Source organism: Peptoclostridium sp. (assembly GCF_009881055.1).
Classification (GTDB): domain Bacteria; phylum Bacillota; class Clostridia; order Peptostreptococcales; family Peptostreptococcaceae; genus Peptoclostridium_A.
This window is the reverse complement of sequence record NZ_WXFG01000030.1, coordinates 1-21,391: the sequence shown is the minus strand read 5'-3', so window position 1 is coordinate 21,391 and position 21,391 is coordinate 1. Positions and strand designations below refer to the sequence as shown.

Genomic DNA, 21,391 nt, shown 5'->3' with positions numbered 1-21,391 from the left:
TTCCCCTATAAGCGCTCTTCTTCTTTTCTTTTCTGGACTCTCGTTTCTTCTTCCCATAATAAAAAACCTCCAAACTGATTTTATTCTACATCAGTTTGAAGGTTTACACAAACTATGAAACGGTCTCCATGTATCGCAGTGGCGAATACGTCGGCCCTCAGAGCGACTCCGCTTTCGCCTGCGAGCTGGGCGCCAAGAAGCCTTTCGGTGTCAAGATCATATATGAGCTTGATGTATATTGTGCTTACGCCCGGATAGTAGCCGGCATGGTTTTTGGCCTTTATGAAATTGCTGCCAACATTAAAGCCGTTTTCCCTGGCAGCCTGTTCGCCTATGCCTGTCCTCGCTATTGTCAGATCCATTATCCTTGTGACAACAGAGCCTACGACTCCAGGGAATTCCCTCGAGCCACCGGCAAGGTTCTCGCCTAGTATCCGGCCCTGCTTGTTGGCGACCGTTCCAAGGGCTATATACTGGTTGTCTCCAAGAAGCCTGTGGTATACGCCTGCGCAGTCTCCTGCTGCGTATATGTCCTTGAGGCTTGTCCGCATTTTCCTATCTATTTCTATGGCTCCGTTTGGAAGCATGTCTATGCCCGTATCGCGCAGGAACTCTGTATTGGGGCGTATGCCGAGAGCCATAATCAGCATGTCGGCCTTGTATGTGCCCTTGTCCGTCTTTACCGCTTCCACCCTGGAAGCTCCCATTATCTGCTCAAAGCTCTCGCCCATGCTAAGAGTCACCTTGTCATACTTGCCTATCTCCGCTTCTATAAGTTCGCTGATTTCGCTCTCAAAAGTTGAGAGCACATGGGCATTCCGGTCTATAACCCTGACCCTTTTGCCCAGCTTAATGAAGTTTTCAAGCATCTCAAGGCCGATATAGCCGCTGCCTGCTATCACTATGTCTTCAATATCTCCGGATTCGAGCGCCTTTCTTATTTTAACCGCGTCATCTATTTTGGTGACTGTGAAGACATTCTCAAGGCCCTTGCCCAGGAAATCCGGGAACACAGGCTTTGCCCCTACCGCTATGACGAGTTTGTCGTACCAGTCCTCAATCACATAGCCTGAGGCTTCATCCTGTATGAGCACCTTTCTTGACTGGGGAATGACCTTGACGGCCCGGCAATTGAGCCTTATGTTGATGCCGGAGTCTGCCTGGAACTTCTCGGGCGTGCGCGCTACCAGCGAAGCCTTGTCAGCCACAAGGCCGCCCACGTAATATGGGAGCCCGCAGGGGGCGTATGAAACGACATCGCCGCTTTGGTATACTGTAATGTCAAGGCTGCTATCCATCCTTGCAGCCTTTGAAGCCACGCTCATGCCCGCTGCGTTGCCCCCAAGTATCACTATCTTTTCACCGCTCATGTGACCACCTCTTCATCATATTGATTTCAAAACAACTGCTTCTCCTAAATATTTACCCATTTAAGCCAAACAAATTACTCCTCAACTGCATTTAAAGATGATATAATTGTTGTAAATATGCGACTTGGGAGGCGAAAAAAATGAGCAACATCATAGATAAGGCTAAAGACGTGAGACAGATTCTCAGCAATATCGAAAAAATGGACGAGATGGGCGAGAGGGTCGAGAAATTTGCCACAAGCTATCCAAAAGCGCACATAGTTCTTAAGTGCGTTAACCCAAACGAGGACATCGACATAACAAATGACTACGAAATAACGTGCGAAGACCTGAAGAGCGTCATGGAAACAAAGAAGGATACATACGTGGAAAAGCTTAAGGAGCTAATAAGGGAAGAAGAAAAAGCATCAGAGGCTTCGGGCGCGTAGCACTGCATTCAGTTTGTTGACACAGCGCGGCAAATGCTGTAAAATTACAATGTAGCATAACTTAATAGACGAATATTTTCTTCGGGGAGGGGTGAAATTCCCTACCGGCGGTATAGCCCGCGAGCCTTGGAAAAAGGCTGAACTGGTGTAATTCCAGTGCCGACAGTTAGAGTCTGGATGGGAGAAGCAATATATTGTGATGCGCACATGCAATTAAGAATTGTATTTTCCCCTGAAGCCTGCTTCAGGGTTTTTATTTTAACAAAGCTTGCGCAAACTGCCGCCCGAAGAATGATTCTTCGGGTTTTTTGTATTCAAAAATAGCCAAAACAAGTAAAAGGCGGTGCTGTTTTGAAAAGCATAGATGAAGCATACATGAAAATGGCGCTAGAGCTTGCAGAAAGAGGCTGGGGACATACAAGTCCCAACCCTCTTGTGGGCTGCGTCATAGTTAAAGACGGCCAGATAGTAGGCAGAGGCTATCACGAAAAATACGGCCAGCCTCATGCGGAGGTCAACGCCATATGGGACGCGGGAGAGAGCTCGCGCGGCGCCACTCTTTACGTCAACCTCGAGCCCTGCTGCCACTACGGAAAGACGCCCCCCTGCAGCGAGCTTATAATAAAAAGCGGCCTCAAGAGGGTTGTGGTGGGCATGAGGGATCCGAACCCGAAGGTGCAAGGAGGCGGGATAAAGCAGCTGCTCGACGCAGGAATCGAAGTCGAAACCGGAGTGCGGGAAGAAGAATCAAGAAGGCTCAATGAGATTTTCATAAAGCACATAAGCAAAGGCGAGCCCTTCGTGATACTCAAAACGGCCGTGACTATGGACGGCAGAACCTGCACGGTTACAGGCGATTCCAAGTGGATAACGAGCGAGGAGTCAAGAAAGCTAGTCCACAGGGTAAGGGCCAATGCCTCATGCCTCGTAACGGGTGTGGAGACTGTAATAAAAGATGACCCGATGCTCAATGTCAGGCTGGAGGGAGATTGGAAAAATCCACTAAGGGTAGTGCTTGACAGCAAGGCAAGGCTGCCGCTTGGCTCGAAGCTCCTGACAAATGAGCCGGGCAATACGCTGGTGTGCGTGACTGAGGATGCCGGCGGTGAAAAAGTCGAGACGATAAGGCGCAGCGGAGCCCAGGTACTCGTGCTTCCAAAATCAGAAAACGGCGTGGACGTAAAGGCGCTTATGGCAAATCTGGCGGAAAGAGGCTTCGACAGCGTGCTCGTAGAGGCCGGAGCCAGAGTGAACACGAGCTTTCTAAGGGCGGGCCTTGTCGACAAGGTGATGATGTTCATGGCTCCCAAGATCCTAACGGGAGCGAGCTCGCCGTCGTGGACGGCGGGAAGCCCGCCTTCGCTCATGAGTGAAGCGATAAAGCTCGAAGGCATATGGGCCGAAAGCGTCGGCCGCGACATACTTGTGCAGGGCTACATTAAGGGAGGGCGCTTATGTTTACCGGAATAGTCGAGGAGCTCGGAAGAGTCGAGAAGATTGTAAAAAAAGACAAGGGAGTGCAGCTGCACATAAAGGCCAGCAAGGTGCTCGAGGATGTAAAACTCGGGGACAGCATATGCACAAACGGAGTTTGCCTGACGGTGGTGGAGCATTCAAACGCGCACTTTGCAGCAGACGTAATGCACGAGACGCTGAGGATAAGCACGCTCGGCAAGCTCAAGACGAACGAGAGCGTCAACCTCGAAAGAGCCATGCTCGCGGGAGGCAGATTCGGAGGCCACATAGTCTCCGGCCACATAGACGGCGTAGGCACAATAAAATCCATACAGGACAACGGGATTTCAAAGATATTCACCATAGACATGCCCGAGAGCGTAGCCAAGTATACTGTAATGAAGGGCTCTGTGACAATAGACGGGATAAGCCTTACAATATGCGGACTCGAGAGGGATTCCTTCCAGGTTTCAATAATACCGCACACGCTTTCAAACACCGTGCTGAGCTTTAAATCGGCAGGCGACAGCGTCAACCTAGAGGGCGACATAATAGGCAAGTACGTGGAGAGGCTTATGGGTTTCAAAAGCGACGAAGCCGCAAAGAAATCAAACCTGACAGCGAATTTTCTGGCTGAAAACGGATTCTTATAGACTTTGGGAGGTAAAAAATATGTTTTGCACTGTTGAAGAGGCACTCAGCGACATAAGGGAAGGCAAGATAATAATAGTTGTCGACGACGAGGACAGGGAGAATGAGGGAGACTTTTTTCTGCCGGCAGAGGTTACGACTCCCGAGGCAATCAACTTCATGATAAAACATGGAAGAGGGCTAGTATGCGCTCCCGTTAGCAGGGAGATAGCTCGAAGGCTCGGCCTGGAAGGTATGGTCAAGACGAACACCGACCGGAAAGAGACGGCCTTCACAGTTTCAATAGACCATGTCGACTGCACGACAGGAATATCTGCATATGAAAGGGCAAACACCATACAGAAGATGGTGGATCCGGATTCAAGGCCGACCGACTTCACATCGCCAGGTCATATATTCCCGCTTGTTGCAAAGGACAAGGGAGTGCTCGAGAGGATGGGCCACACCGAGGCGGCAGTTGACCTTTCAAGGCTTGCAGGTTTCGAGGAAGCCGGAGTTATATGCGAGATAATAAACGATGACGGCACAATGGCGAGGCAAAAGGACCTCTTCGAGCTTGCAAAGAAGTTCGACATGAAGATACTTACAATAGAAAGCCTTGTGGAATACAGGAAAATCAACGAGATGATAGTAACAAGGACCGGGACTGCAAGCATGCCTACAGAGCACGGCCTTTTTGAAATATTTGGCTATGAGGACTATGTAACAGGCAAGGAGCATGTGGCTCTCGTGAAGGGAGACCTCTCATCGAAGACTCCGCTTGTGAGGGTCCACTCTGAATGCCTTACAGGAGACGTTCTGGGCTCGCTAAGATGCGACTGCGGCAACCAACTGAGGACAGCTATGAAAAGGATTGACGAATACGGTTGCGGCGTCCTCATATACCTCAGGCAGGAGGGCCGGGGAATAGGCCTTCTCAACAAGATAAGAGCTTATGAGCTCCAGGACAAGGGCATGGACACAGTAGAAGCCAACCTGGCTCTGGGCTTTGAAGAGGATGAAAGGGAGTACAGCCAAGCATGTGCAATACTCAAGGACCTTGGCGTAAGCAGCATAATACTCATGACAAACAATCCCGACAAGATAGACTCAATGGCCAGATTCGGCATAAGCGTTGAAAAAGCTGAAAGGATTGAGGTGGGCACCTGCGAGCATAACGTCGCGTACCTCAAGACAAAAAAAGACAAGATGGGCCACATACTGGAAAAGCTTTAGCGAGAATATAGGAATAATGAAGAAACAAATATAAAAAATAAAACTGCGGAGGTAACAAAATGAACATCTATGAAGGAAAACTCTTGGCAAGGGACAAAAAATTTGCAATAGTGGCATCGAGATTCAACGAATTCATAACTTCAAAGCTCATAGGCGGCGCTGTAGACTGTCTGAAAAGACACGAGGCGGAAGACGACAACATAGAGCTTGTATGGGTTCCGGGGGCATTCGAGATACCTCTTGCCTGCAAGAAGCTGGCTTCAACAGGCAAATATGATGCAATAATAGCCCTTGGCGCAGTAATAAGAGGCGCCACTTCGCACTACGACTATGTGTGCAGCGAGGTTTCAAAGGGAGTTGCCAGCGTGTCGCTTGAGAAGGAAATACCTGTGGCTTTTGGCGTTGTTACAACCGAAAATATAGAGCAGGCAATAGAAAGAGCAGGCACAAAGGCGGGCAACAAAGGTTGGGATGCAGCCATGACCGCTATAGAGATGGCCAATCTTATAGACAAGCTATAAAAAATCCTGTATGAATTGACAAAATTATTATATATATAATATAATGGACGTAATAATGATTACAACATTAAACTGAGATTCAAGAATAGAGGCGCAGCATTTAAGAGTACTATGGCTGAGGTAAGCACAATGAGGTCATGGGAAAGGAAGTGTTGCCGAAATGCACGGCCTACGCTTAAAGGCCATGCATTGGGACTGCATAGAATATGTGCAGGACTGTCACGCAAGAGTGGAGAGCTATTAAGAATCAGAAGGCACGCCGGGTTTCCGAAAGGAAATCTCCGGGTAGAGTTGTGTGAATGTGCGTTCTAGATCCCCTGAATAGGCTTTCAGGGGATTTTTTATTTGGAATCTGGTTTTTTGTGAATAACTAACGAGGAGGATTTATAATGAAAAGATTCAGACTATCACTGCTGCTTACGGCATTATTCGTTATCGTACTTTCAGGCAGTGCATTTGCAGCAGAAGTCGACATTGCCCAGGTCAACTCCGACAAGTTCGGTATATGGACGATAATACCGCCGCTTGTTGCCATAGCGCTGGCTTTTATAACAAAGAATGTCGTTTTCTCACTGTTCCTGGGAGTGTTTTCAGGAGTATTCATGCTGGGGCTTAACGATTCAAATGTAATAGGAGCGTTTTTCAACGGGTTCATGATGCTAATAGACAAGATACTAGGCTCGATGGCTGACAGCTGGAATGCAGGAATACTTCTCCAGTGTCTTACAATAGGCGGTCTAATAGCTCTTGTTTCTAAGATGGGCGGAGCCAAGGCAGTTGCAGAGGCTCTTGCAAAGAGAGCTAAAACCCCAATGAGCGCTCAGATAATCACATGGATTCTCGGACTGCTTGTATTCTTTGATGACTACGCCAACTCGCTCATAGTTGGACCTATAATGAGGCCTGTCACAGACAAGATGAGGGTTTCAAGGGAGAAGCTTTCCTTCATAATAGACGCCACAGCTGCGCCTATATCTGGTATTGCCCTCATATCAACATGGATCGGCTACGAGCTGAGCCTTATAAAGGATGCTTACGACTCGGTAGGACAGACAGTAAATGCATACGGAGTTTTCATACAGACAATACCATTCAGATTCTACAACATACTGATACTTCTGTTCATATTCTTTACAGCAATATTCCTAAAGGAATTCGGACCGATGTACCATGCCGAAAAGAGAGCCAGAAAGACTGGCAAGGTGCTTCCGGACGGGGCGAAGCCAATGGTTTCGGAAGAAGCAACAGGACTTGAGCCTGCACACGGAATAAAGCTGAGCGTGTGGAATGCAATAATACCTATAGGGGTGCTCATGGTATCAGCTTTCGCAGGCTTCTACTACAACGGCTACATGGCGCTCCAGGAGGATGCCGCAGTAATAGTTGCAATAAAGCAAAGTCCATTCTCATTCTATGCGATAAGAGAGACCTTCGGTGCTTCTGATGCAAGTATAGTGCTTTTCCAGGCTGCGCTTATAGGAAGTATAGTGGCGATGGCAATGGGAGTTGGAAAGAAGATATTCACAATATCAGAAGCAATAGAAACATGGATACAAGGAATGAAGTCGCTTGTAATAACAGGTGTAATACTCCTGCTGGCATGGTCGCTTTCAAGCGTAATAAAGGAGCTTGGAACAGCCAAATTCCTGGTTTCAGTTCTGTCTGATGCAATGCCTGCATTCCTGCTTCCAACAGTCATATTCATACTAGGCTCAATAATATCTTTTGCAACAGGAACTTCATACGGCACAATGGGCATACTAATGCCGCTTGCAGTGCCTCTAGCGCTTGCAATAAACCCTGAAAACTCATACGTTGTAATGAGCGCAGGAGCAGTACTTACAGGAGCGATATTCGGAGACCACTGCTCTCCAATATCAGACACGACAATACTTTCTTCAATGGGCTCCGCTTGCGACCACATAGAGCACACAAGGACACAGATGGTTTACTCGCTTACAGTTGCTGCAATAACAATTCTTTGCGGCTATATACCAGCAGGTCTGGGAGTTCCAATAGCAATAGTCCTGCCAGCTTCAATAGCAGTAGTCGGAGCCGTAGTATACTTCTTTGGCAAGTCGGTTAAAGACCTAGCTATCGAAGAAGCGGAAGTCGAAGAGGCGGTATAGATATATCCATACAGGGGACAGAACCTAGGTCATAGTTTGATGACAGAGGTTCTGTCCCCTTTTAGCTTTGCAAAAAATAAAAAACGGCCTGATTTAGAGGCCGCCGAGCATATTACTTGCATGGATAATCTGTGAAGAGCTTGTCTTTCATGTAGTCGCGCATGGAATTAAGAAGTTTTGAAGCTGCCTTGTTGTCCTTGTGGAAAGTGCTGGAGTATTCCGCCAATGCCCAGTAGATTATCTTTTGTTCTTCCGGATCATCCACGATAAACTTGTCATCCTCTATTCTCATCAAAAACGCTCCTTGATAAAAAAATAATGATTGCATAACTTAATTATATGCAAGAAAATCAGGATTTACAAGCTTTTTCAAAAACATTTCCAGAGGTGTTGAATACTCACTATAATGGCGAGTCAAATAATATTGGAATAAGCTGTTTAAGAAGGCTGATTTTCGTGTATAAATATATTACTTATGGGAATGGAGGTGCCTTATGATTGGTACAATATTAATCGGAGCAGCATTTTTAGTAATAACATTATTCCTTGTACTTTCAATAGCAGGCTCATTCAGCTTTGAAAAGGAAAGCGAGGAGCTGTCAAAGGCCCAGAGCGAATTTGAAAACGGATACACAGACGAGGCAGTGAGAAAATATATACGCCATCTCGAAAAGAGAAGGCTGCTTATACCTTCAGAGGACGAAGACAAGGTAAGGGAAGTGTGCAGTGCTGTAATGGCATCCGACAGCATAAGCGAGGAACTCAAGACAACGCTTGTAAATGTCGTAGACAGAATACTCGACAACTGCAGGGTATACGTGCCGACAAAGAGCAGAAGAGAGCTTAGGCAATGAATACGGGGAAACAAATAAAACTATAAACTGTAATGAAAAAATAAATGAATATAATACACTCAAGAAAGAGCGGCGGAAGAGATTTCGCCGCTTTTAACGTACCATGAAAAATAAGGAGGAGGAACTGTGAAAAAGAACATAACATGGGAAGAATACGAAAGCTTCATGAGGGAATGTGATCCCGGCAACAGATACGACTATGCCTTTTCCAAAGTATACGCCAGCAGCCAGGAAGAGCTTCTCGAGAAAGTGCTTGAGCATGTGCAGAAGAAATATCCTGAGGGTATTCCGGAAAGGCTTAAGGAAGCCCTAAAGCCTGAGAGGAATTATACATTCGAGAAGCTGGGCTACTACGATTACATACAAAGCAGCAAGCTGGCGTCTAAGATTATGATTTATCCGATACAGAGAATATATGAGGAAATCTGGAAGGCGAAAAGCGGCTATGAGTACATAAGGAAAGAGGGAATAGAAAGCGATGACTGGTACTCATACTGCAAGCTGCTTCAGGAACTTGACAGGGAATCTATGAGACATCAAAGAGGTGCCAGGATATATGCAAGGGATGAAAAAGAGCTCAAGGAGAAGGTTTTAAAATACATCAACGCCAACTGCCGCCATCCGCTGAAGGATGTGTTTATAAGATTGGCTGAATTCTACAGTTGGTTTGAAGAGGAAGGTTACTATGACATCGATTATGAGACAATGAATCCGAAAATGAAGAATAGAAACATAACCGTGATTATGCCAATAACAAGGCTCTACGACATTTACTTTGCTGAGTTTGGAATTTACAAAAAGTCAACATAAATTTTTATAATTTTCATAAAAAGATGATTAAAGTTCTAATTTGGAAGGTATATATCTACTAACAAAAACTAAGATGGAAGCGTTGGAAATACATGGCTCCAATAAGTGAAAATGCAACTCTTTGAAATTATTAAAAAATTATTAAAAAATTATTAAAAAAAATGATTAGAAACGAATAACGGTGGTATAAATCAAATATACAAATCAATAAAAGTTAAAACGGATTTAGATTAATCAAGGTATATATTCTAGAAAGAGCTAAATATTATCATAGAATGGGATTTTATTAACAATGAAATTAATAGAGGGAGGGGAATTGTCATGATGAGAAATTGGATGGAGTATTTAATGGTTAGGTGTAACCTCAAGGATGAAAGAGGACAGGGTTTGGTAGAGTACGGATTAATAGTAGCGTTAATAGCTGTATTGGTAATATTAGTGATGGGTAATTTTAAAGACGGTGTAGACGGTGCATTCGACAATCTAATTACTGATATACAATCAATTTTGGGTAGTGCGGAGTAAAAAATATTATCAAAAGAAAAGATATAATTGTTGTTGTAGGTGCTTCGTGAGTCACATAACCCTAGGTTTCTAGAATGAGAAAAGGGGTTACAGTATGATTGAAACTAGAAAAAGTGGGTTTTGCAGATTCGAAAAAGAAGAAAGCGGACAAGGGCTTATTGAGTATGAAATAATTGTGATGGTTATTGCGACGCTTGTTGTAGTGGCTATGGTACTTTATAACGATGGAGTTGCTGCAGGGTTTAATGTGATAGTTGATGGTATAAAATTAAAATTTGGCATTTCGCCTTAACTAATTTATTTGCATATGTAATTAAGGAATTTAACCACAAAAGCCTTGCCTTATTAATAAGGCAAGGCTTTTGTGGTTATTGGTTAAAGATTAGGATTTTTTTATATAAAGCTGTATGAAACAATGAATTTGAATAAATTTAACTGGCTTTCAATGTTTTCTCTTAATTTGGGTATTAATATCTAAAAAGGACAAAGGCTAAAAAATAGTACAATTTTTATTAAATATTAATATGGGTGAGTGATGAATATGATATTAAGAGAAAAAAAAGGACAGACGTTAGTCGAAATGGGAATAATTATACCAATAGTTTTACTTATAGCAATGATGATAATTGAAATAGGGCTATACATTAATGCGAATATGGTCACAACTAATGCCGCTAGAGAAGCCGTTAGAGTTGCAGCGGTCAAAAGCGACGAAGAGGAATTAGGCAGCATAATAGCTGATATAGAAGAAAAATTTTCAGTGAATATAACCATAGGTTATCCAGAACCAGGTGACTCAAGGGTAATAGGTGAAGAAGTCAAGGCTGTGGCAACTAAAAATTACAAGGTGATAACATTAGCGGGACAGATTTTAGGAGGTGAAAATATAGCAATAACACAAAGTATTTCAATGATGGTTGAAAATTGAAATGAACAATTTTAAAAAATTGGAAATGCATTTTGAGAATAAATTCAGGACAGATAAATTAAAACTTGCAATAGTTGGGGAAGATATAAAATTGATTCGAAATCAATTTTATTTATAAAAAACAGACATGATATGGGGGGATGGCATTGAAAACTGACAAAAAAATGATACTTTTTTCGATTTTGCTAGGTTTGATAACAACATTTGCGGTATATAAGTATATTGACCAGATCATATCCAAAAATGATGAAACTAAATTCACCAAGATTTGGGTTGCAACGGCTGATATTCCTGCAAAGACAAAGATAACGCCTGAGATGGTAGATAAGAAAGGCATAAAGGATGAACTGATAGCTAAAGGCGCCTATACGGAAAGTGATGTGGTAGTCGGAAAGTATGCAATAGATAATATAGCGCAAGGCGAGCAACTCATTCGGGACAGGGTGGGTAATCTGGAAAAAAGCTACTTCTCGTATAACATTCCCAAAAATCAAAGAGCTGTCACTCTAAATGTGGATTCGGTTACTGGTGTGGCTGACCTAATAAGGCCGGGTGACTACGTTGACTTGATTACATATTTCGGAGCGGAGGATGTATACAAGGATGTTGCAAAGGATATGCTTCAGAATGTTATAGTTCTTGCTGTCGACAAGGATTTTGAGATTGGCAAAGAGCCAATTGTAGGTAAGGGCAGTGAAAGCAGTAGAAGGATAACCGTTGCTGTTAACGTTTGGGATGCTGAAAAGATAGTGTTTGCACAGGACTATGGAAAAGTCCATCTTGTTCTAAGAAATCCAGACGACAAGGATATACAGGAAACTAACGGTATAACCAGAATGGATATAACCAATAGATAATTTGAATTTGTGGGGGGACTTAGCATGGGAGATACCATTAAGCTGCTGATTGCTGACAGCACATACGAACCTGATAGGAGCTTTAATCATATTTTGAAAAGCGAAGGCGGAATTGAAATAGTAGGCAAAGTGGAAACGGGTGACAGGGTTGTTGAAATGGCAAAGATTATTAAGCCTGATGTAGTTCTGCTCGATGCCGAAATAGAGGGCCTTGATGCAATGGAGGCTGTAAGGCACTTGCTGAATAACGATCCTAATGTTCTTGTTGTTATGGTATTTACAGAAAAAAACAAGACCTATGTAAAAAGGGCCATGGCATCGGGAGCGAGGGACTTCTTGGTTAAGCCTTTTACCGTAAACTCTCTTGTAGATACTATCAAGAGTCTGTACGAGCTTGACAAGAGCAGAAGAGAGGCCCTTAAAGCTGAAGCAGGTGAAAAAAATGAAGAAAAAGAGGCATATGATTTCAGATTGCCTACTGAGTCTAAAATTGTAACTCTTTTCAGCACTAAGGGCGGGGTGGGCAAGAGCCTTATAGCTATAAACCTTGCGGTTTCCATAGCCGGCAAAACAAAGAAAAAGGTGGCGCTCGTAGATCTTGACCTAATGTCTGGTGACATAGCCCTGATGCTCGATCTATATCCCAAAAGAACGATTGTGGACATGGTAAAGGACATGAATGGAATCGACAAGGATACACTTCAAGAGTATCTAGTACATCACAGCTCAGGTCTCAGTGTACTTCCTGCGCCTATAAGCCCTGAACAGGCCGAATATATCACAAGTAACAGTCTGGAGAAGATAATCTACATTTTGGCCAGAAACTATGACTATATTGTCATAGATACAGGCCCTTCGTTCAAGGAAGTCAATTTGACAGCCCTTGACATGTCAAACCATATTCTCTTTGTTACTACTCTTGACCTGCCGTCGGTAAAAAGCTCCAGGGTAGGACTCGACATCATGAAAAAACTGAATTACGAGGACAACAAGGTTAATCTAATACTCAATAGGTACAGCAAAAAACACGGTATAAGCATAAAAGATCTTGAGAAGACAGCCAAGAAGAGTATTCTCAATGTGATACCGATGGACGATGCAATAGCCATATCGTCTATAAATACAGGAGCCCCTTTCATGCTCAATAATTCAAGGAAACCGATAGCGAAAAAGATATCAGAAATCTCGGATTTTATAATACAAGGCAAGTAATTTTCAAGAAATTTATTTTGGAGGTGAGGCTTTATGGGTCTTATGGACAGACTTAATAGGGGAAAGGCTTATGAGGCTGAAATAGATAAAGAAGATGAGGAGTTGGAGGTCTCGGAAGAGACTTACCAGATAATAGATAAGATTCAAGGCAGGCTTATAAAGGCGACTGAGAAAAAGAAGCTCAATGACAGCGAGCTTCGGGAAAAGATTATTTTGATACTTGACGAAATAATTGAGGAAGACAATGTCTTCTACACCAAAAGCGAAAAGGAAGTAATAATAACCAAAACCATGAATGAGATAGTGGGCTATGGTCCCATTACGGACCTTATAAACGACCCAATGGTAACTGAGGTAATGGTGAATGGTGCCAACTTCGTTTATGTGGAAATAGAGGGAAAGATCGAGAAAACAAAGGTCAGGTTCAGAAATGATGCACAGCTAATGCACGTCATCGAGAAAATAGTGACTCCCCTTGGAAGAAGGGTGGATGAGTCTTCTCCAATGGTGGATGCAAGGCTTCCAGATGGTTCGAGGATAAATGCGATAATTCCTCCCTTGGCCCTAAATGGCCCCGTCCTTACAATAAGAAAATTTGCCGAGGACCCGTTTACTGTTACAGACCTTATAGGCTTTGGAACAATGAGTCCCCAAATAGCTGAATTCTTGAGAGTTTGCGTAGAAAGCAGGCTCAACATGCTAATATCGGGAGGAACCGGAAGCGGAAAAACAACCACGCTTAACGTGGTGTCTTCCTTCATACCGCCTGACGAGAGGATCGTCACTATAGAGGACGCCGCGGAGCTCCAGCTCCACCAGGACCACGTTGTCAGGCTGGAGTCCAGGCCTCCGAACATCGAAGGCAAGGGAGCCATCGTCATAAGGGACCTTGTAAGGAATGCCCTCAGGATGAGGCCAGACAGGATAGTAGTAGGCGAGGTTCGTTCCGGGGAAGCCCTGGACATGCTTCAGGCTATGAATACAGGCCACGACGGTTCCATAACTACAGGCCACGCCAACTCTCCACGGGACATGCTGGCCAGGCTCGAGACCATGGTGCTCATGGCGGGAATGGACCTGCCTCTAAAAGCTGTAAGGGAGCAGATAGCCTCGGCCATTGACATCATAGTGCATCAAGCCAGGCTAAGGGATGGAAGCAGGAAGATAGTAAGCATAATGGAGATACAGGGCATGGAAAACGAGGTTATAACACTACAGGAGATATTCAAGTTCAAAAACGAAGGCAGGGATTCAAGGGGAAGAATAAGAGGCGAGCTTGTAAGCACCGGAATAAAACCTAAGGTGCTGGATAAAATAAAGGAAGCCAACATCAAGATAAACGAGGACATTTTCAGATAATCCGTTGGCGGGGGTGATGTGATGTTATATTTTTTATTGATATATGTTTTTCTGTCAACTGTTCTCTTGTTCAAGATGTTGATAGATGCAACGGGTTATAAAAAGCCTGTAAAGCGGCTTGGTAAATATCTTCAAAAGGGCAATTACGCAGATTTGGATGGGAATGATTTTAGAAAACCCATTTTAACTACATCAGAGTTTAAGGATTATTTGAAAAAATTCGAGAAGGGTACTGAAAAATTAGGGTATCTGAGAAATCAAAGAGACGCTCTGGACAGAAAACTTGAAAATGCGGAAATTTTGCTTACTGTGGAAGAGTTTGTCGCAGGTTCGGTTTTTCTTGTTTTGCTATCGACATATCTTGGTTATGCAGCCACATCTAGCATCCTCGGGGGAGCTGTTACCGGAGCGCTTGTTGTAGCAGCCATAGTACTTCTGATAAGAGTTAAAAGGAGAAAAAGAATCGAGAACCTTGACAAACAGCTCGGTGACGCCCTTACAATGATGGCGGGAACACTAAGGGCAGGCTACAGCTTTCTTCAAGCCATGGATACAGTTGCAAGGGAGATGCCAAAGCCTATTTCAACGGAATTTGGAAAGGTTATTAAGGAGATACAAGTTGGTGGAGGAATGGAAAAGGCTCTCGATAATATGTTGAAGAGGTCACATACGGATGACCTTGACTTGATGGTAACCTCGGTCCTTATCCATAGGCAGATAGGGGGCAATCTGGCTGAGATACTCGACAACATATCATCCACAATCCGCGACAGGATTAAGCTGAAGGGTGAGGTGAAGGTTCTAACGAGTCAGGCAAGGCTTTCCGGGCTTATAATTGCGTTGTTGCCCTTTGGATTCGCTGTCATCATAAGCTTTATAAATCCTGAGCATATGAAAACTCTAATAAGCGACAGACTGGGACAGTATCTAATAGGAATGGCTCTCATGGGACAAATTATAGGTTTTGTGATTATTAAACGTATAACTGATGTCAAGTACTAAGGAGGGTGGCATATGGATTGGACTTTTGCAGTGTCGAGCTTGGGAATATCATTTTTTTTGTATTTAGCTATAAATGCCGTGCTTGCCCCCACTATTAGCATAAAAAGAAGGCTGGGAGTCGTGGAGCAGCTTTATGGTGAAGAGGATAATGTGGCCGATGTAAGACAGCTTCCATTTAAGGAAAGGCTGTTTGTTCCCTTTCAAAAGAAGCTTAAAAACGAGGTTTCAAAGAAGACTCCTAAAGGAATATTCGAGCAGCTTGAGCTCAAGGCTGAGAGAGCTGGAGAGCCTTATGGCATTGGGGCCACAGGCTGGATAGTAATTAGAATAGTTTTTGCTGCTATAATTCCTATCTTGGCAGTTTTCCTTATGGTTAACAGTGACTATGCAATTGCTATGAAAGTGCTGCTTGTTATATGTTCCTTTGCGGTTGCATGGCTGCTTCCAAATATGTTATTGGATTACTATATTAGGAACAGGGGCAAGGTTCTTACAAGACAGCTTCCTGACGCTCTCGACATTCTTACTGTAAGCGTGGAGTCGGGACTTTCGTTTGACAGCGCTGTAGCCAAGCTCGTAGAAAAGAGCAAGAATGATATTGCAAAGGAATTTGAAAAAGTAATGTCTGAGGTTCAGTTAGGCAAGACAAGAAGGGACGCTCTCAAGAACATGGCCCAGAGGTGCGATGCGGATGACGTGAGAGTGTTCATATCTGCAATAATACAGGCTGAGCAGCTCGGGGTGAGCATAGGAAGGGTGCTTAGAATACAGGCTGGTCAGATAAGGACAAAGAGAAAGCAAAGAGCGGAAGAACTGGCGATGAAGGCTCCGATAAAAATGGTTATACCTCTTGTTTTCTTTGTTTTTCCTGGACTCTTCGTAGTCATACTCGGACCGGCGTTAATACAGATAAAGAATTCGTTGCTCTAAGGTGAAGAGATGAAAATAAAAATGGAAGATAAAGAAATTGTATTGTTTAGTAGAGCGAGACTTGCAAAGTCATTTTTTAAAAGACTTCGTGGTCTCATGGGGATTAGAGGTCTTTCTGAGGGAGAATGTCTCGTTATAACCCCGTGCAGCAGCATACACACATTTTTCATGAAATTCGACATAGACGTCGCCTTTGTCGACAAGGATTTGCGTGTGCTCAAAATTGTTGAAGACTTAAGGCCCGGCAAGCTTGTTATGCCTGTGAAGGGTGCATACAGCGTAATAGAGGCTGATTCGAGATTTTCTTCTATGAAAGATTTGGAAGTTGGAAGTAAACTTGCAATTATCAATAAATGATCTGGGATAGGCAGTGGCGGAAGCGCGCATAAAATGCCTATCTTTTTTGCATTAAAAATTGTTTTTTTGATATAACTGGTCCTCATAATTGGTGGAATTTTCTTATTAAGAATATTTAAAAAGGGTAAAAATAAAGTAAGATTGATCAAAAAGATAAAACAGCATTCTAATATTTTAGTTGAAATATCAAAAACGAACACACTGAAAATCCAGTTTAATTTATTGTTGAATCCGAATTTCACAATGGAAAGGAAGTGTTAAAATGCATAAGATTCTAAGAATAGTTAAAAATAGAAATGGTCAAGCATTGGTAATATTTGCCTTATCAATAATGGCTTTAATGGGTTTTGCAGCTATAGCCGTAGATGTTGGGATGGTGGCTAAAGCAAAGTCAGACGTTCAAAATGCGGCTGATGCTGCGGCATTGGCCGGGGCGCAGTATTTGCCGAATGAAGAAGATGCTATAGAAAAAGCAGATAGTTATGCTGGGAAAAATGGAGCGTCAATTAAGGAAGTAGATCCATCTTTTAATGACGACCCAACCAAAATCGAAGTTGTATGCACAAAAAATGTACAGTATGCTTTTGCAAAATTTTTGGGATATACAAATACAGATGTAGATGCGCGCGCGGTAGCACAAAAGATTGACAGTTCAACTGGTATTTCAGGTTTGCGACCTTGGGCGTTGAAGAATCAATATGAGGTGGAGGGGGGAACGAAGAAAGAACCAACTTCTGAATGGGTGGATTATATATATACGTACGGCCAAGAGTTTGTTTTGAAAGTTGGCGGTGGCGGAGGTTCTCAAGGGTATTATGGGGTTGTAGCTTTTGGTGACCAGAATGCTAACTCAGCAGATGTGTATAAGGATAATATAACAAATGGGTACGATGGCATCGTCAAAATCGGCGACTTTATTATGGATGGGCCAGGTAATATGAACGTAAAGAACGTTATAAATGCTCTTATGACAGAATCAGGAGATACAGAGGGTGATTATACAAAAGCGAAAATAGGAAATTCGCGTGTAGTGTTAATTCCAAAAATAGATGCGCAAACTAAAGAGGTTATAGGCTTTGCGGCTATATATTTGAAGTCTGTCGATAATCAAGGTTATATTACTGCTAATTTTTTATATGATACGACTTGGTCAGATGAACAGAAGGATTCACTTGAAGATTGGGGATTGGAGACAGTCAAGCTTATTGAATAAGGTAATTTTTATATATGTATCCGTATATGAGGGTATCGAGAAATATAAATATCATTGAAGATAAAAAAATGGGAGGATGAAAAAATCTCCCATTTTTTTGCATTTATAATGGCTAATAATTTTCAACAAGTGGAGCTTCTTCCCCGAGCTTAGAAAGCTCAATAAGTGATTCCTTCAGGCTGAACGGCAGGCTTACAAATTCAAGTCCGCCTCTGTAGCAGTCTTCTCTTTTGTCTACCCACATGACCTTGCCCATCACCTTGTATGTACTCAGGCCGAAAGGAAGCTCGAAAATCAAAATATTCCCCTTCGATATGGTGTTGAAGGATTTGACGCCTACGCCGCCTGCCGATATATCTACTATGTAAAGCTCAAGCGGATTTTCAAGCTCTATGAGCTCCTTTTCGTCATAGTATCTCCAGCACATGGTCTTGTCCTCATGCCTGACCCTGGCATGGTGTCTCAATAAATGCGGATTCATAATTATCTATTCCCCCCTGGTTTGCAAGAGCACAAACTTTTATATTTTTAATAGTAATATGTTGATATAAATGACATGAAAATGATGAATTTAGTTGGCTATATGCGTGTTTAACACAGTTATGGATATATATCATATAAGACAAATAAAATTTGAGGCTATTGGTTAAATACCCCCCGTCAGGCTTTGTGAAACGATTTCGTTAAAATGTTTTTAATTTCAATTTAAGAAAGGGGTCCGCTGAATTATGAAAGAAGCAATGTATTATAAAATATTGGATGACCATATAGAATGCCGGCTCTGCGCCCACCACTGCAGGATACTTGAAGGTAAGACCGGTATATGCGGGGTCAGGAAAAACATCGGGGGCAAGTTGTATACGCTCAATTACGGCAAGCTTACAGCTATAAACGACGATCCGGTTGAGAAAAAGCCATTATACCATTTCATGCCTGGAACAAGAACTTTATCGCTAGGCAGTTATGGCTGCAACTTCGCATGCCGCTTTTGCCAGAACTATGAGATAGCCCAGGAGCAGCCAAGCTTTCTGCTCGAGCGGACTCCCGAGGACATTGTGGACATGGCAATTAGAGAGGGTTTCCCCTCAATAGCCTACACATACAACGAGCCCACTGTATTTTACGAGTTCATGCTTGAAACAGCAAGGTTTGCCAAAGCAAAGGGTCTTAAAAACATAATGGTCACCAACGGCTTCATAGAAAGGGAGCCCCTGGAGGAGCTGCTAGGCTACATGGACGCCTTCAATATAGACCTCAAAACTTTTAGTGACGACACCTACAGGAAGATATGCGGCGGGAGGCTGGAGCCGGTTCTTGAGACAATTAAGCTTGCAAGTAGAAAAAGTCATGTTGAAGTGACAACACTGATTGTTACAGGCATGAACGATACTGAGGAAGAGTTGACTGAAATATTCGAATGGCTTGCTGGTGTAGATAAAAATATTCCGCTGCATCTTACACGCTATTTTCCGTGCTATAAATACCACGAGCCGCCAACAGACATTGATTTCATGAAAAAAATGCACGAGAAGGCAAAGAAATACTTAACCCACGTCCATCTTGGAAACATATTTTGATAAGGAGAATGGATATGACGTTTATAAAAGGAATTGTAATGTCACCGCACCCGCCTATAATAATACCCGAGATAGGCAAAGGTGAGGAGCACGGAGCGATAAATACGATAGAAGGAATGAAAAAGCTTGCAGACAATATCGAGAGAAAAAAGCCTGAAACCATAATATTCATTACTCCCCACGGTAATGCATTCTCAGACGGATTATGCGTGCTTGACGAAGAAAGGGTTTCCGGAAGCCTTGGTCAGTTTGGAAGACCAGACTTAAAATATGAAAAGAATGTCGATATACAGCTGAAAGATGCGATAAGGCAATGCTTCGATGAAAAAGGGATTCCGAGCATATTTCTGAATGAAAACAGGGCGCACTTGTACGGAGTGAGAGTAGAACTCGACCATGGCTGCATAGTCCCCATGTATTACATCGATAAGGTTTTCAGCAACTATAAAATAACCCACATAACAATAGGAATGCTGGATCTTATGGACATGTACAAGGCGGGAATGGCATTGAGGGATGCAGTTGAAGAGACCGGAAGGAATACTGTTATAGTTGCAAGCGGAGATCTCTCGCACAGGCTAAAGGATGATGGGCCGTATTCATACAACGCCATGGGACCAGTGTTCGACGAGATGCTTGTTGAAGCCATAAGAAAAGGAGACTACGAGTCGATAGTCAGCATGCCGGCGAAGATATCTGAGCCGGCAGGTGAGTGCGGCCTAAGGTCTATTGTTATGGCTCTTGGATGCGTAGATTCAATGGTGACTGAGCCTACGGTGTATTCGCATGAGGGGCCTTTCGGAGTTGGATACATGACAGCGTTCATAGAAGTCAAGCTGGGCAATACCGAAAGCATACTTGAAAAGTTAAAAAAAAAGAGCTTAGACCACTATAGAGAGATGAAAGAAAGCGAAGACGCCTATATCAAGACAGCGCGGGAAGCCATAGAAAAGTGGGCCTTGGAAGGTAAAAAGCTTAGCTGGCATGAGATAAAAAAATCAGTATTTTCAGGACGTAGTGAGCTTGTAGATGGAATGGAAGTTAAAAGAGCAGGAGTGTTTGTATCAATCCATAAAAATGGCAACCTGAGGGGCTGCATAGGGACAATAAACTCTGTCAGAGGAAATGTGGCAGAAGAGATAGTAGCCAACGCCATAAGTGCAGCAACGAATGATTCTCGATTTGCCCCTCTAAGGGGTGACGAAGTTGATTCAATAGAAATCAAGGTGGATGTGCTTGGGAGTCTCGAAAAAGTCGCTTCAGAAGGCGAACTTGATTCATCGAGATATGGAGTCGTCGTAGAAGCGGGGCATAAAAGGGCCCTTCTTCTTCCGAATCTGGACGGCATTGATTCTGTTGAAAAGCAGCTGGAAGTAGTCAAGAGAAAAGCCGATATAGATGAAACTGAGGAATGCGAGATATACAGATTTGAAGTTGAAAGACATGAAGTCAAATAATCAATAACAAATATTTGGATAATTTGAATATGGATTATTATATTCTTATACAGATAGGCGCGGGGGATTGCCATGAAAAAGGAAGAATTGCTGATAGAAATAGACCAGGAAAGCCTGAAAAAATTCAAAACTCTATGCAGGCAGAAATCAAGAAAACCCAAGCATGAAATACTGGATTATATAAATTATGTGCTGGCAAATAAGCCGATACTACTTTTGGAAAAAATTGAAACCATAAATCCAAAAAAACAGATAAAAATACGAGTTGAACTTGAAAAGGCCCAGAATCTTCGAGATTTTTGTCGCTCCCATAACATGAGCGTTGAAACGCTTATCGACAGTTTTATAGAGGCTCAAATCAAGGATGATGACATAGCATAGGGTATTTTTGAATAAAAAAACGGCTGCTGCAATTGAAGCGACCCCCAAAAGTTAGACCTAAAAATCTAACAATTGGAGGTCGGTTTTTTATGGCAAAATATAATTATGAATTCAAGAAAAAAATTGTAGATGCATACATGAATGGTGAAGGCGGAAAAAA

24 protein-coding genes and 2 riboswitches are annotated in these 21,391 nt (G+C 43.0%); of the genes, 21 read left to right on the top strand and 3 right to left on the bottom strand.

The genetic code is table 11. From position 1 onward, the window contains the following. Positions 1-80 precede the first annotated feature (80 nt). Complete coding sequence (locus tag GT589_RS08710) at positions 81-1,370, bottom strand: CoA-disulfide reductase (protein WP_293398290.1); 1,290 nt, start codon at positions 1,368-1,370, stop codon at positions 81-83. A 140-nt stretch (positions 1,371-1,510) separates the two neighbouring features. Here GT589_RS08710 and GT589_RS08705 point away from each other — a divergent pair, with 140 nt between their 5' ends. From GT589_RS08705 to GT589_RS08680, 6 genes are all read left to right on the top strand, one after another. Continuing rightward, a complete protein-coding gene (locus GT589_RS08705) occupies positions 1,511-1,798 on the top strand; it encodes a hypothetical protein (protein WP_293398289.1) in 288 nt (95 codons plus the stop codon). Positions 1,799-1,871: 73 nt separating this feature from the next. Then, positions 1,872-1,991: riboswitch (FMN riboswitch) on the top strand. Positions 1,992-2,149: 158 nt separating this feature from the next. After that, complete coding sequence (gene ribD / locus GT589_RS08700; RefSeq protein WP_293398288.1) at positions 2,150-3,268, top strand: bifunctional diaminohydroxyphosphoribosylaminopyrimidine deaminase/5-amino-6-(5-phosphoribosylamino)uracil reductase RibD; 1,119 nt, start codon at positions 2,150-2,152, stop codon at positions 3,266-3,268. After that, a complete protein-coding gene (locus GT589_RS08695) occupies positions 3,253-3,906 on the top strand; it encodes a riboflavin synthase (RefSeq protein ID WP_293398287.1) in 654 nt (217 codons plus the stop codon). Before ribD ends, GT589_RS08695 begins: the two co-directional genes overlap by 16 nt. A 19-nt stretch (positions 3,907-3,925) precedes the next feature. Then, the gene (locus GT589_RS08690; RefSeq protein WP_293398286.1) at positions 3,926-5,119 is read left to right on the top strand and encodes a bifunctional 3,4-dihydroxy-2-butanone-4-phosphate synthase/GTP cyclohydrolase II; all 1,194 of its coding nucleotides are present in this window, start codon (positions 3,926-3,928) and stop codon (positions 5,117-5,119) included. A gap of 59 nt (positions 5,120-5,178) precedes the next feature. Beyond that, a complete protein-coding gene (ribH, locus tag GT589_RS08685) occupies positions 5,179-5,640 on the top strand; it encodes a 6,7-dimethyl-8-ribityllumazine synthase (RefSeq protein ID WP_293398285.1) in 462 nt (153 codons plus the stop codon). Between the two features lie 78 nt (positions 5,641-5,718). Further along, a riboswitch (Lysine riboswitch) is annotated at positions 5,719-5,888 on the top strand. A gap of 141 nt (positions 5,889-6,029) precedes the next feature. Further along, positions 6,030-7,769, top strand: a complete 1,740-nt coding sequence (locus tag GT589_RS08680; RefSeq protein WP_293398284.1) for a Na+/H+ antiporter NhaC family protein — start codon at positions 6,030-6,032, stop codon at positions 7,767-7,769. A 112-nt stretch (positions 7,770-7,881) separates the two neighbouring features. On the opposite strand, the gene GT589_RS08675 is transcribed toward GT589_RS08680, so the two are convergent. Beyond that, positions 7,882-8,061 carry a hypothetical protein gene (locus GT589_RS08675; protein WP_293398283.1) on the bottom strand — a complete coding sequence of 60 codons (180 nt, stop codon included), beginning with the start codon at positions 8,059-8,061 and terminating at the stop codon, positions 7,882-7,884. Positions 8,062-8,263: 202 nt separating this feature from the next. Here GT589_RS08675 and GT589_RS08670 point away from each other — a divergent pair, with 202 nt between their 5' ends. The 12 genes from GT589_RS08670 to GT589_RS08615 all read left to right on the top strand — a co-directional run bounded on the left by GT589_RS08670 (position 8,264) and on the right by GT589_RS08615 (position 17,816). Continuing rightward, positions 8,264-8,623: a hypothetical protein gene (locus tag GT589_RS08670; protein WP_293398282.1), complete on the top strand. Its 360-nt coding sequence runs from the start codon at positions 8,264-8,266 to the stop codon at positions 8,621-8,623. 126 nt (positions 8,624-8,749) lie between these two features. Further along, on the top strand, positions 8,750-9,433 hold the full coding sequence (locus GT589_RS08665; protein ID WP_293398281.1) for a hypothetical protein: 684 nt from the start codon (positions 8,750-8,752) through the stop codon (positions 9,431-9,433). A gap of 321 nt (positions 9,434-9,754) precedes the next feature. Next, the gene (locus tag GT589_RS08660) at positions 9,755-9,958 is read left to right on the top strand and encodes a Flp family type IVb pilin (RefSeq protein ID WP_293398280.1); all 204 of its coding nucleotides are present in this window, start codon (positions 9,755-9,757) and stop codon (positions 9,956-9,958) included. A gap of 94 nt (positions 9,959-10,052) precedes the next feature. Further along, entirely contained in the window at positions 10,053-10,250 is a 198-nt protein-coding gene (locus GT589_RS08655; protein ID WP_293398279.1) for a Flp family type IVb pilin, read from the top strand. A 249-nt stretch (positions 10,251-10,499) separates the two neighbouring features. Beyond that, positions 10,500-10,886 carry a TadE family protein gene (locus GT589_RS08650; protein ID WP_293398278.1) on the top strand — a complete coding sequence of 129 codons (387 nt, stop codon included), beginning with the start codon at positions 10,500-10,502 and terminating at the stop codon, positions 10,884-10,886. A 146-nt stretch (positions 10,887-11,032) separates the two neighbouring features. Continuing rightward, positions 11,033-11,743 (top strand): Flp pilus assembly protein CpaB, encoded by a 711-nt coding sequence (cpaB, locus tag GT589_RS08645; RefSeq protein WP_293398277.1) that lies wholly within the window; start codon positions 11,033-11,035, stop codon positions 11,741-11,743. A 24-nt stretch (positions 11,744-11,767) separates the two neighbouring features. Continuing rightward, positions 11,768-12,955 (top strand): AAA family ATPase, encoded by a 1,188-nt coding sequence (locus GT589_RS08640; protein ID WP_293398276.1) that lies wholly within the window; start codon positions 11,768-11,770, stop codon positions 12,953-12,955. A 33-nt stretch (positions 12,956-12,988) separates the two neighbouring features. Next, entirely contained in the window at positions 12,989-14,314 is a 1,326-nt protein-coding gene (locus GT589_RS08635; RefSeq protein WP_293398275.1) for a CpaF family protein, read from the top strand. A gap of 75 nt (positions 14,315-14,389) precedes the next feature. After that, positions 14,390-15,316, top strand: coding sequence for a type II secretion system F family protein (locus tag GT589_RS08630; protein ID WP_293398291.1), 927 nt, complete (start codon positions 14,390-14,392; stop codon positions 15,314-15,316). A gap of 12 nt (positions 15,317-15,328) precedes the next feature. Then, positions 15,329-16,246: a type II secretion system F family protein gene (locus tag GT589_RS08625; protein WP_293398274.1), complete on the top strand. Its 918-nt coding sequence runs from the start codon at positions 15,329-15,331 to the stop codon at positions 16,244-16,246. Between the two features lie 21 nt (positions 16,247-16,267). Next, positions 16,268-16,603, top strand: a complete 336-nt coding sequence (locus tag GT589_RS08620; protein ID WP_293398273.1) for a DUF192 domain-containing protein — start codon at positions 16,268-16,270, stop codon at positions 16,601-16,603. Between the two features lie 262 nt (positions 16,604-16,865). Continuing rightward, positions 16,866-17,816 (top strand): pilus assembly protein TadG-related protein, encoded by a 951-nt coding sequence (locus tag GT589_RS08615; protein ID WP_293398272.1) that lies wholly within the window; start codon positions 16,866-16,868, stop codon positions 17,814-17,816. Between the two features lie 112 nt (positions 17,817-17,928). Here GT589_RS08615 and GT589_RS08610 read toward each other — a convergent pair whose 3' ends face one another. Continuing rightward, the gene (locus tag GT589_RS08610) at positions 17,929-18,297 is read right to left on the bottom strand and encodes a PilZ domain-containing protein (protein WP_293398271.1); all 369 of its coding nucleotides are present in this window, start codon (positions 18,295-18,297) and stop codon (positions 17,929-17,931) included. Between the two features lie 247 nt (positions 18,298-18,544). On the opposite strand from GT589_RS08610, the gene amrS reads away from it, so the two are divergent. From amrS to GT589_RS08595, 3 genes are all read left to right on the top strand, one after another. Then, positions 18,545-19,393 (top strand): AmmeMemoRadiSam system radical SAM enzyme, encoded by an 849-nt coding sequence (gene amrS / locus GT589_RS08605; RefSeq protein WP_293398270.1) that lies wholly within the window; start codon positions 18,545-18,547, stop codon positions 19,391-19,393. Positions 19,394-19,407: 14 nt separating this feature from the next. After that, positions 19,408-20,850 (top strand): AmmeMemoRadiSam system protein A, encoded by a 1,443-nt coding sequence (amrA, locus tag GT589_RS08600; protein ID WP_293398269.1) that lies wholly within the window; start codon positions 19,408-19,410, stop codon positions 20,848-20,850. Positions 20,851-20,922: 72 nt separating this feature from the next. Continuing rightward, the gene (locus GT589_RS08595; protein WP_293398268.1) at positions 20,923-21,231 is read left to right on the top strand and encodes a hypothetical protein; all 309 of its coding nucleotides are present in this window, start codon (positions 20,923-20,925) and stop codon (positions 21,229-21,231) included. Positions 21,232-21,391: the final 160 nt, after the last annotated feature.

What these genes read in the sequence shown, in the direction of transcription:
- GT589_RS08710 (WP_293398290.1), bottom strand. Translation starts at nt 1,370, where the DNA reads ATGAGCGGTGAAAAGATAGTGATACTTGGGGGCAACGCAGCGGGCATG.
- GT589_RS08705 (WP_293398289.1), top strand. Translation starts at nt 1,511, where the DNA reads ATGAGCAACATCATAGATAAGGCTAAAGACGTGAGACAGATTCTCAGC.
- GT589_RS08695 (WP_293398287.1), top strand. Translation starts at nt 3,253, where the DNA reads ATGTTTACCGGAATAGTCGAGGAGCTCGGAAGAGTCGAGAAGATTGTA.
- GT589_RS08690 (WP_293398286.1), top strand. Translation starts at nt 3,926, where the DNA reads ATGTTTTGCACTGTTGAAGAGGCACTCAGCGACATAAGGGAAGGCAAG.
- ribH (WP_293398285.1), top strand. Translation starts at nt 5,179, where the DNA reads ATGAACATCTATGAAGGAAAACTCTTGGCAAGGGACAAAAAATTTGCA.
- GT589_RS08680 (WP_293398284.1), top strand. Translation starts at nt 6,030, where the DNA reads ATGAAAAGATTCAGACTATCACTGCTGCTTACGGCATTATTCGTTATC.
- GT589_RS08675 (WP_293398283.1), bottom strand. Translation starts at nt 8,061, where the DNA reads ATGAGAATAGAGGATGACAAGTTTATCGTGGATGATCCGGAAGAACAA.
- GT589_RS08670 (WP_293398282.1), top strand. Translation starts at nt 8,264, where the DNA reads ATGATTGGTACAATATTAATCGGAGCAGCATTTTTAGTAATAACATTA.
- GT589_RS08660 (WP_293398280.1), top strand. Translation starts at nt 9,755, where the DNA reads ATGATGAGAAATTGGATGGAGTATTTAATGGTTAGGTGTAACCTCAAG.
- GT589_RS08655 (WP_293398279.1), top strand. Translation starts at nt 10,053, where the DNA reads ATGATTGAAACTAGAAAAAGTGGGTTTTGCAGATTCGAAAAAGAAGAA.
- GT589_RS08650 (WP_293398278.1), top strand. Translation starts at nt 10,500, where the DNA reads ATGATATTAAGAGAAAAAAAAGGACAGACGTTAGTCGAAATGGGAATA.
- GT589_RS08640 (WP_293398276.1), top strand. Translation starts at nt 11,768, where the DNA reads ATGGGAGATACCATTAAGCTGCTGATTGCTGACAGCACATACGAACCT.
- GT589_RS08635 (WP_293398275.1), top strand. Translation starts at nt 12,989, where the DNA reads ATGGGTCTTATGGACAGACTTAATAGGGGAAAGGCTTATGAGGCTGAA.
- GT589_RS08630 (WP_293398291.1), top strand. Translation starts at nt 14,390, where the DNA reads ATGTTGATAGATGCAACGGGTTATAAAAAGCCTGTAAAGCGGCTTGGT.
- GT589_RS08625 (WP_293398274.1), top strand. Translation starts at nt 15,329, where the DNA reads ATGGATTGGACTTTTGCAGTGTCGAGCTTGGGAATATCATTTTTTTTG.
- GT589_RS08620 (WP_293398273.1), top strand. Translation starts at nt 16,268, where the DNA reads ATGGAAGATAAAGAAATTGTATTGTTTAGTAGAGCGAGACTTGCAAAG.
- GT589_RS08615 (WP_293398272.1), top strand. Translation starts at nt 16,866, where the DNA reads ATGCATAAGATTCTAAGAATAGTTAAAAATAGAAATGGTCAAGCATTG.
- GT589_RS08610 (WP_293398271.1), bottom strand. Translation starts at nt 18,297, where the DNA reads ATGAATCCGCATTTATTGAGACACCATGCCAGGGTCAGGCATGAGGAC.
- amrS (WP_293398270.1), top strand. Translation starts at nt 18,545, where the DNA reads ATGAAAGAAGCAATGTATTATAAAATATTGGATGACCATATAGAATGC.
- amrA (WP_293398269.1), top strand. Translation starts at nt 19,408, where the DNA reads ATGACGTTTATAAAAGGAATTGTAATGTCACCGCACCCGCCTATAATA.
- GT589_RS08595 (WP_293398268.1), top strand. Translation starts at nt 20,923, where the DNA reads ATGAAAAAGGAAGAATTGCTGATAGAAATAGACCAGGAAAGCCTGAAA.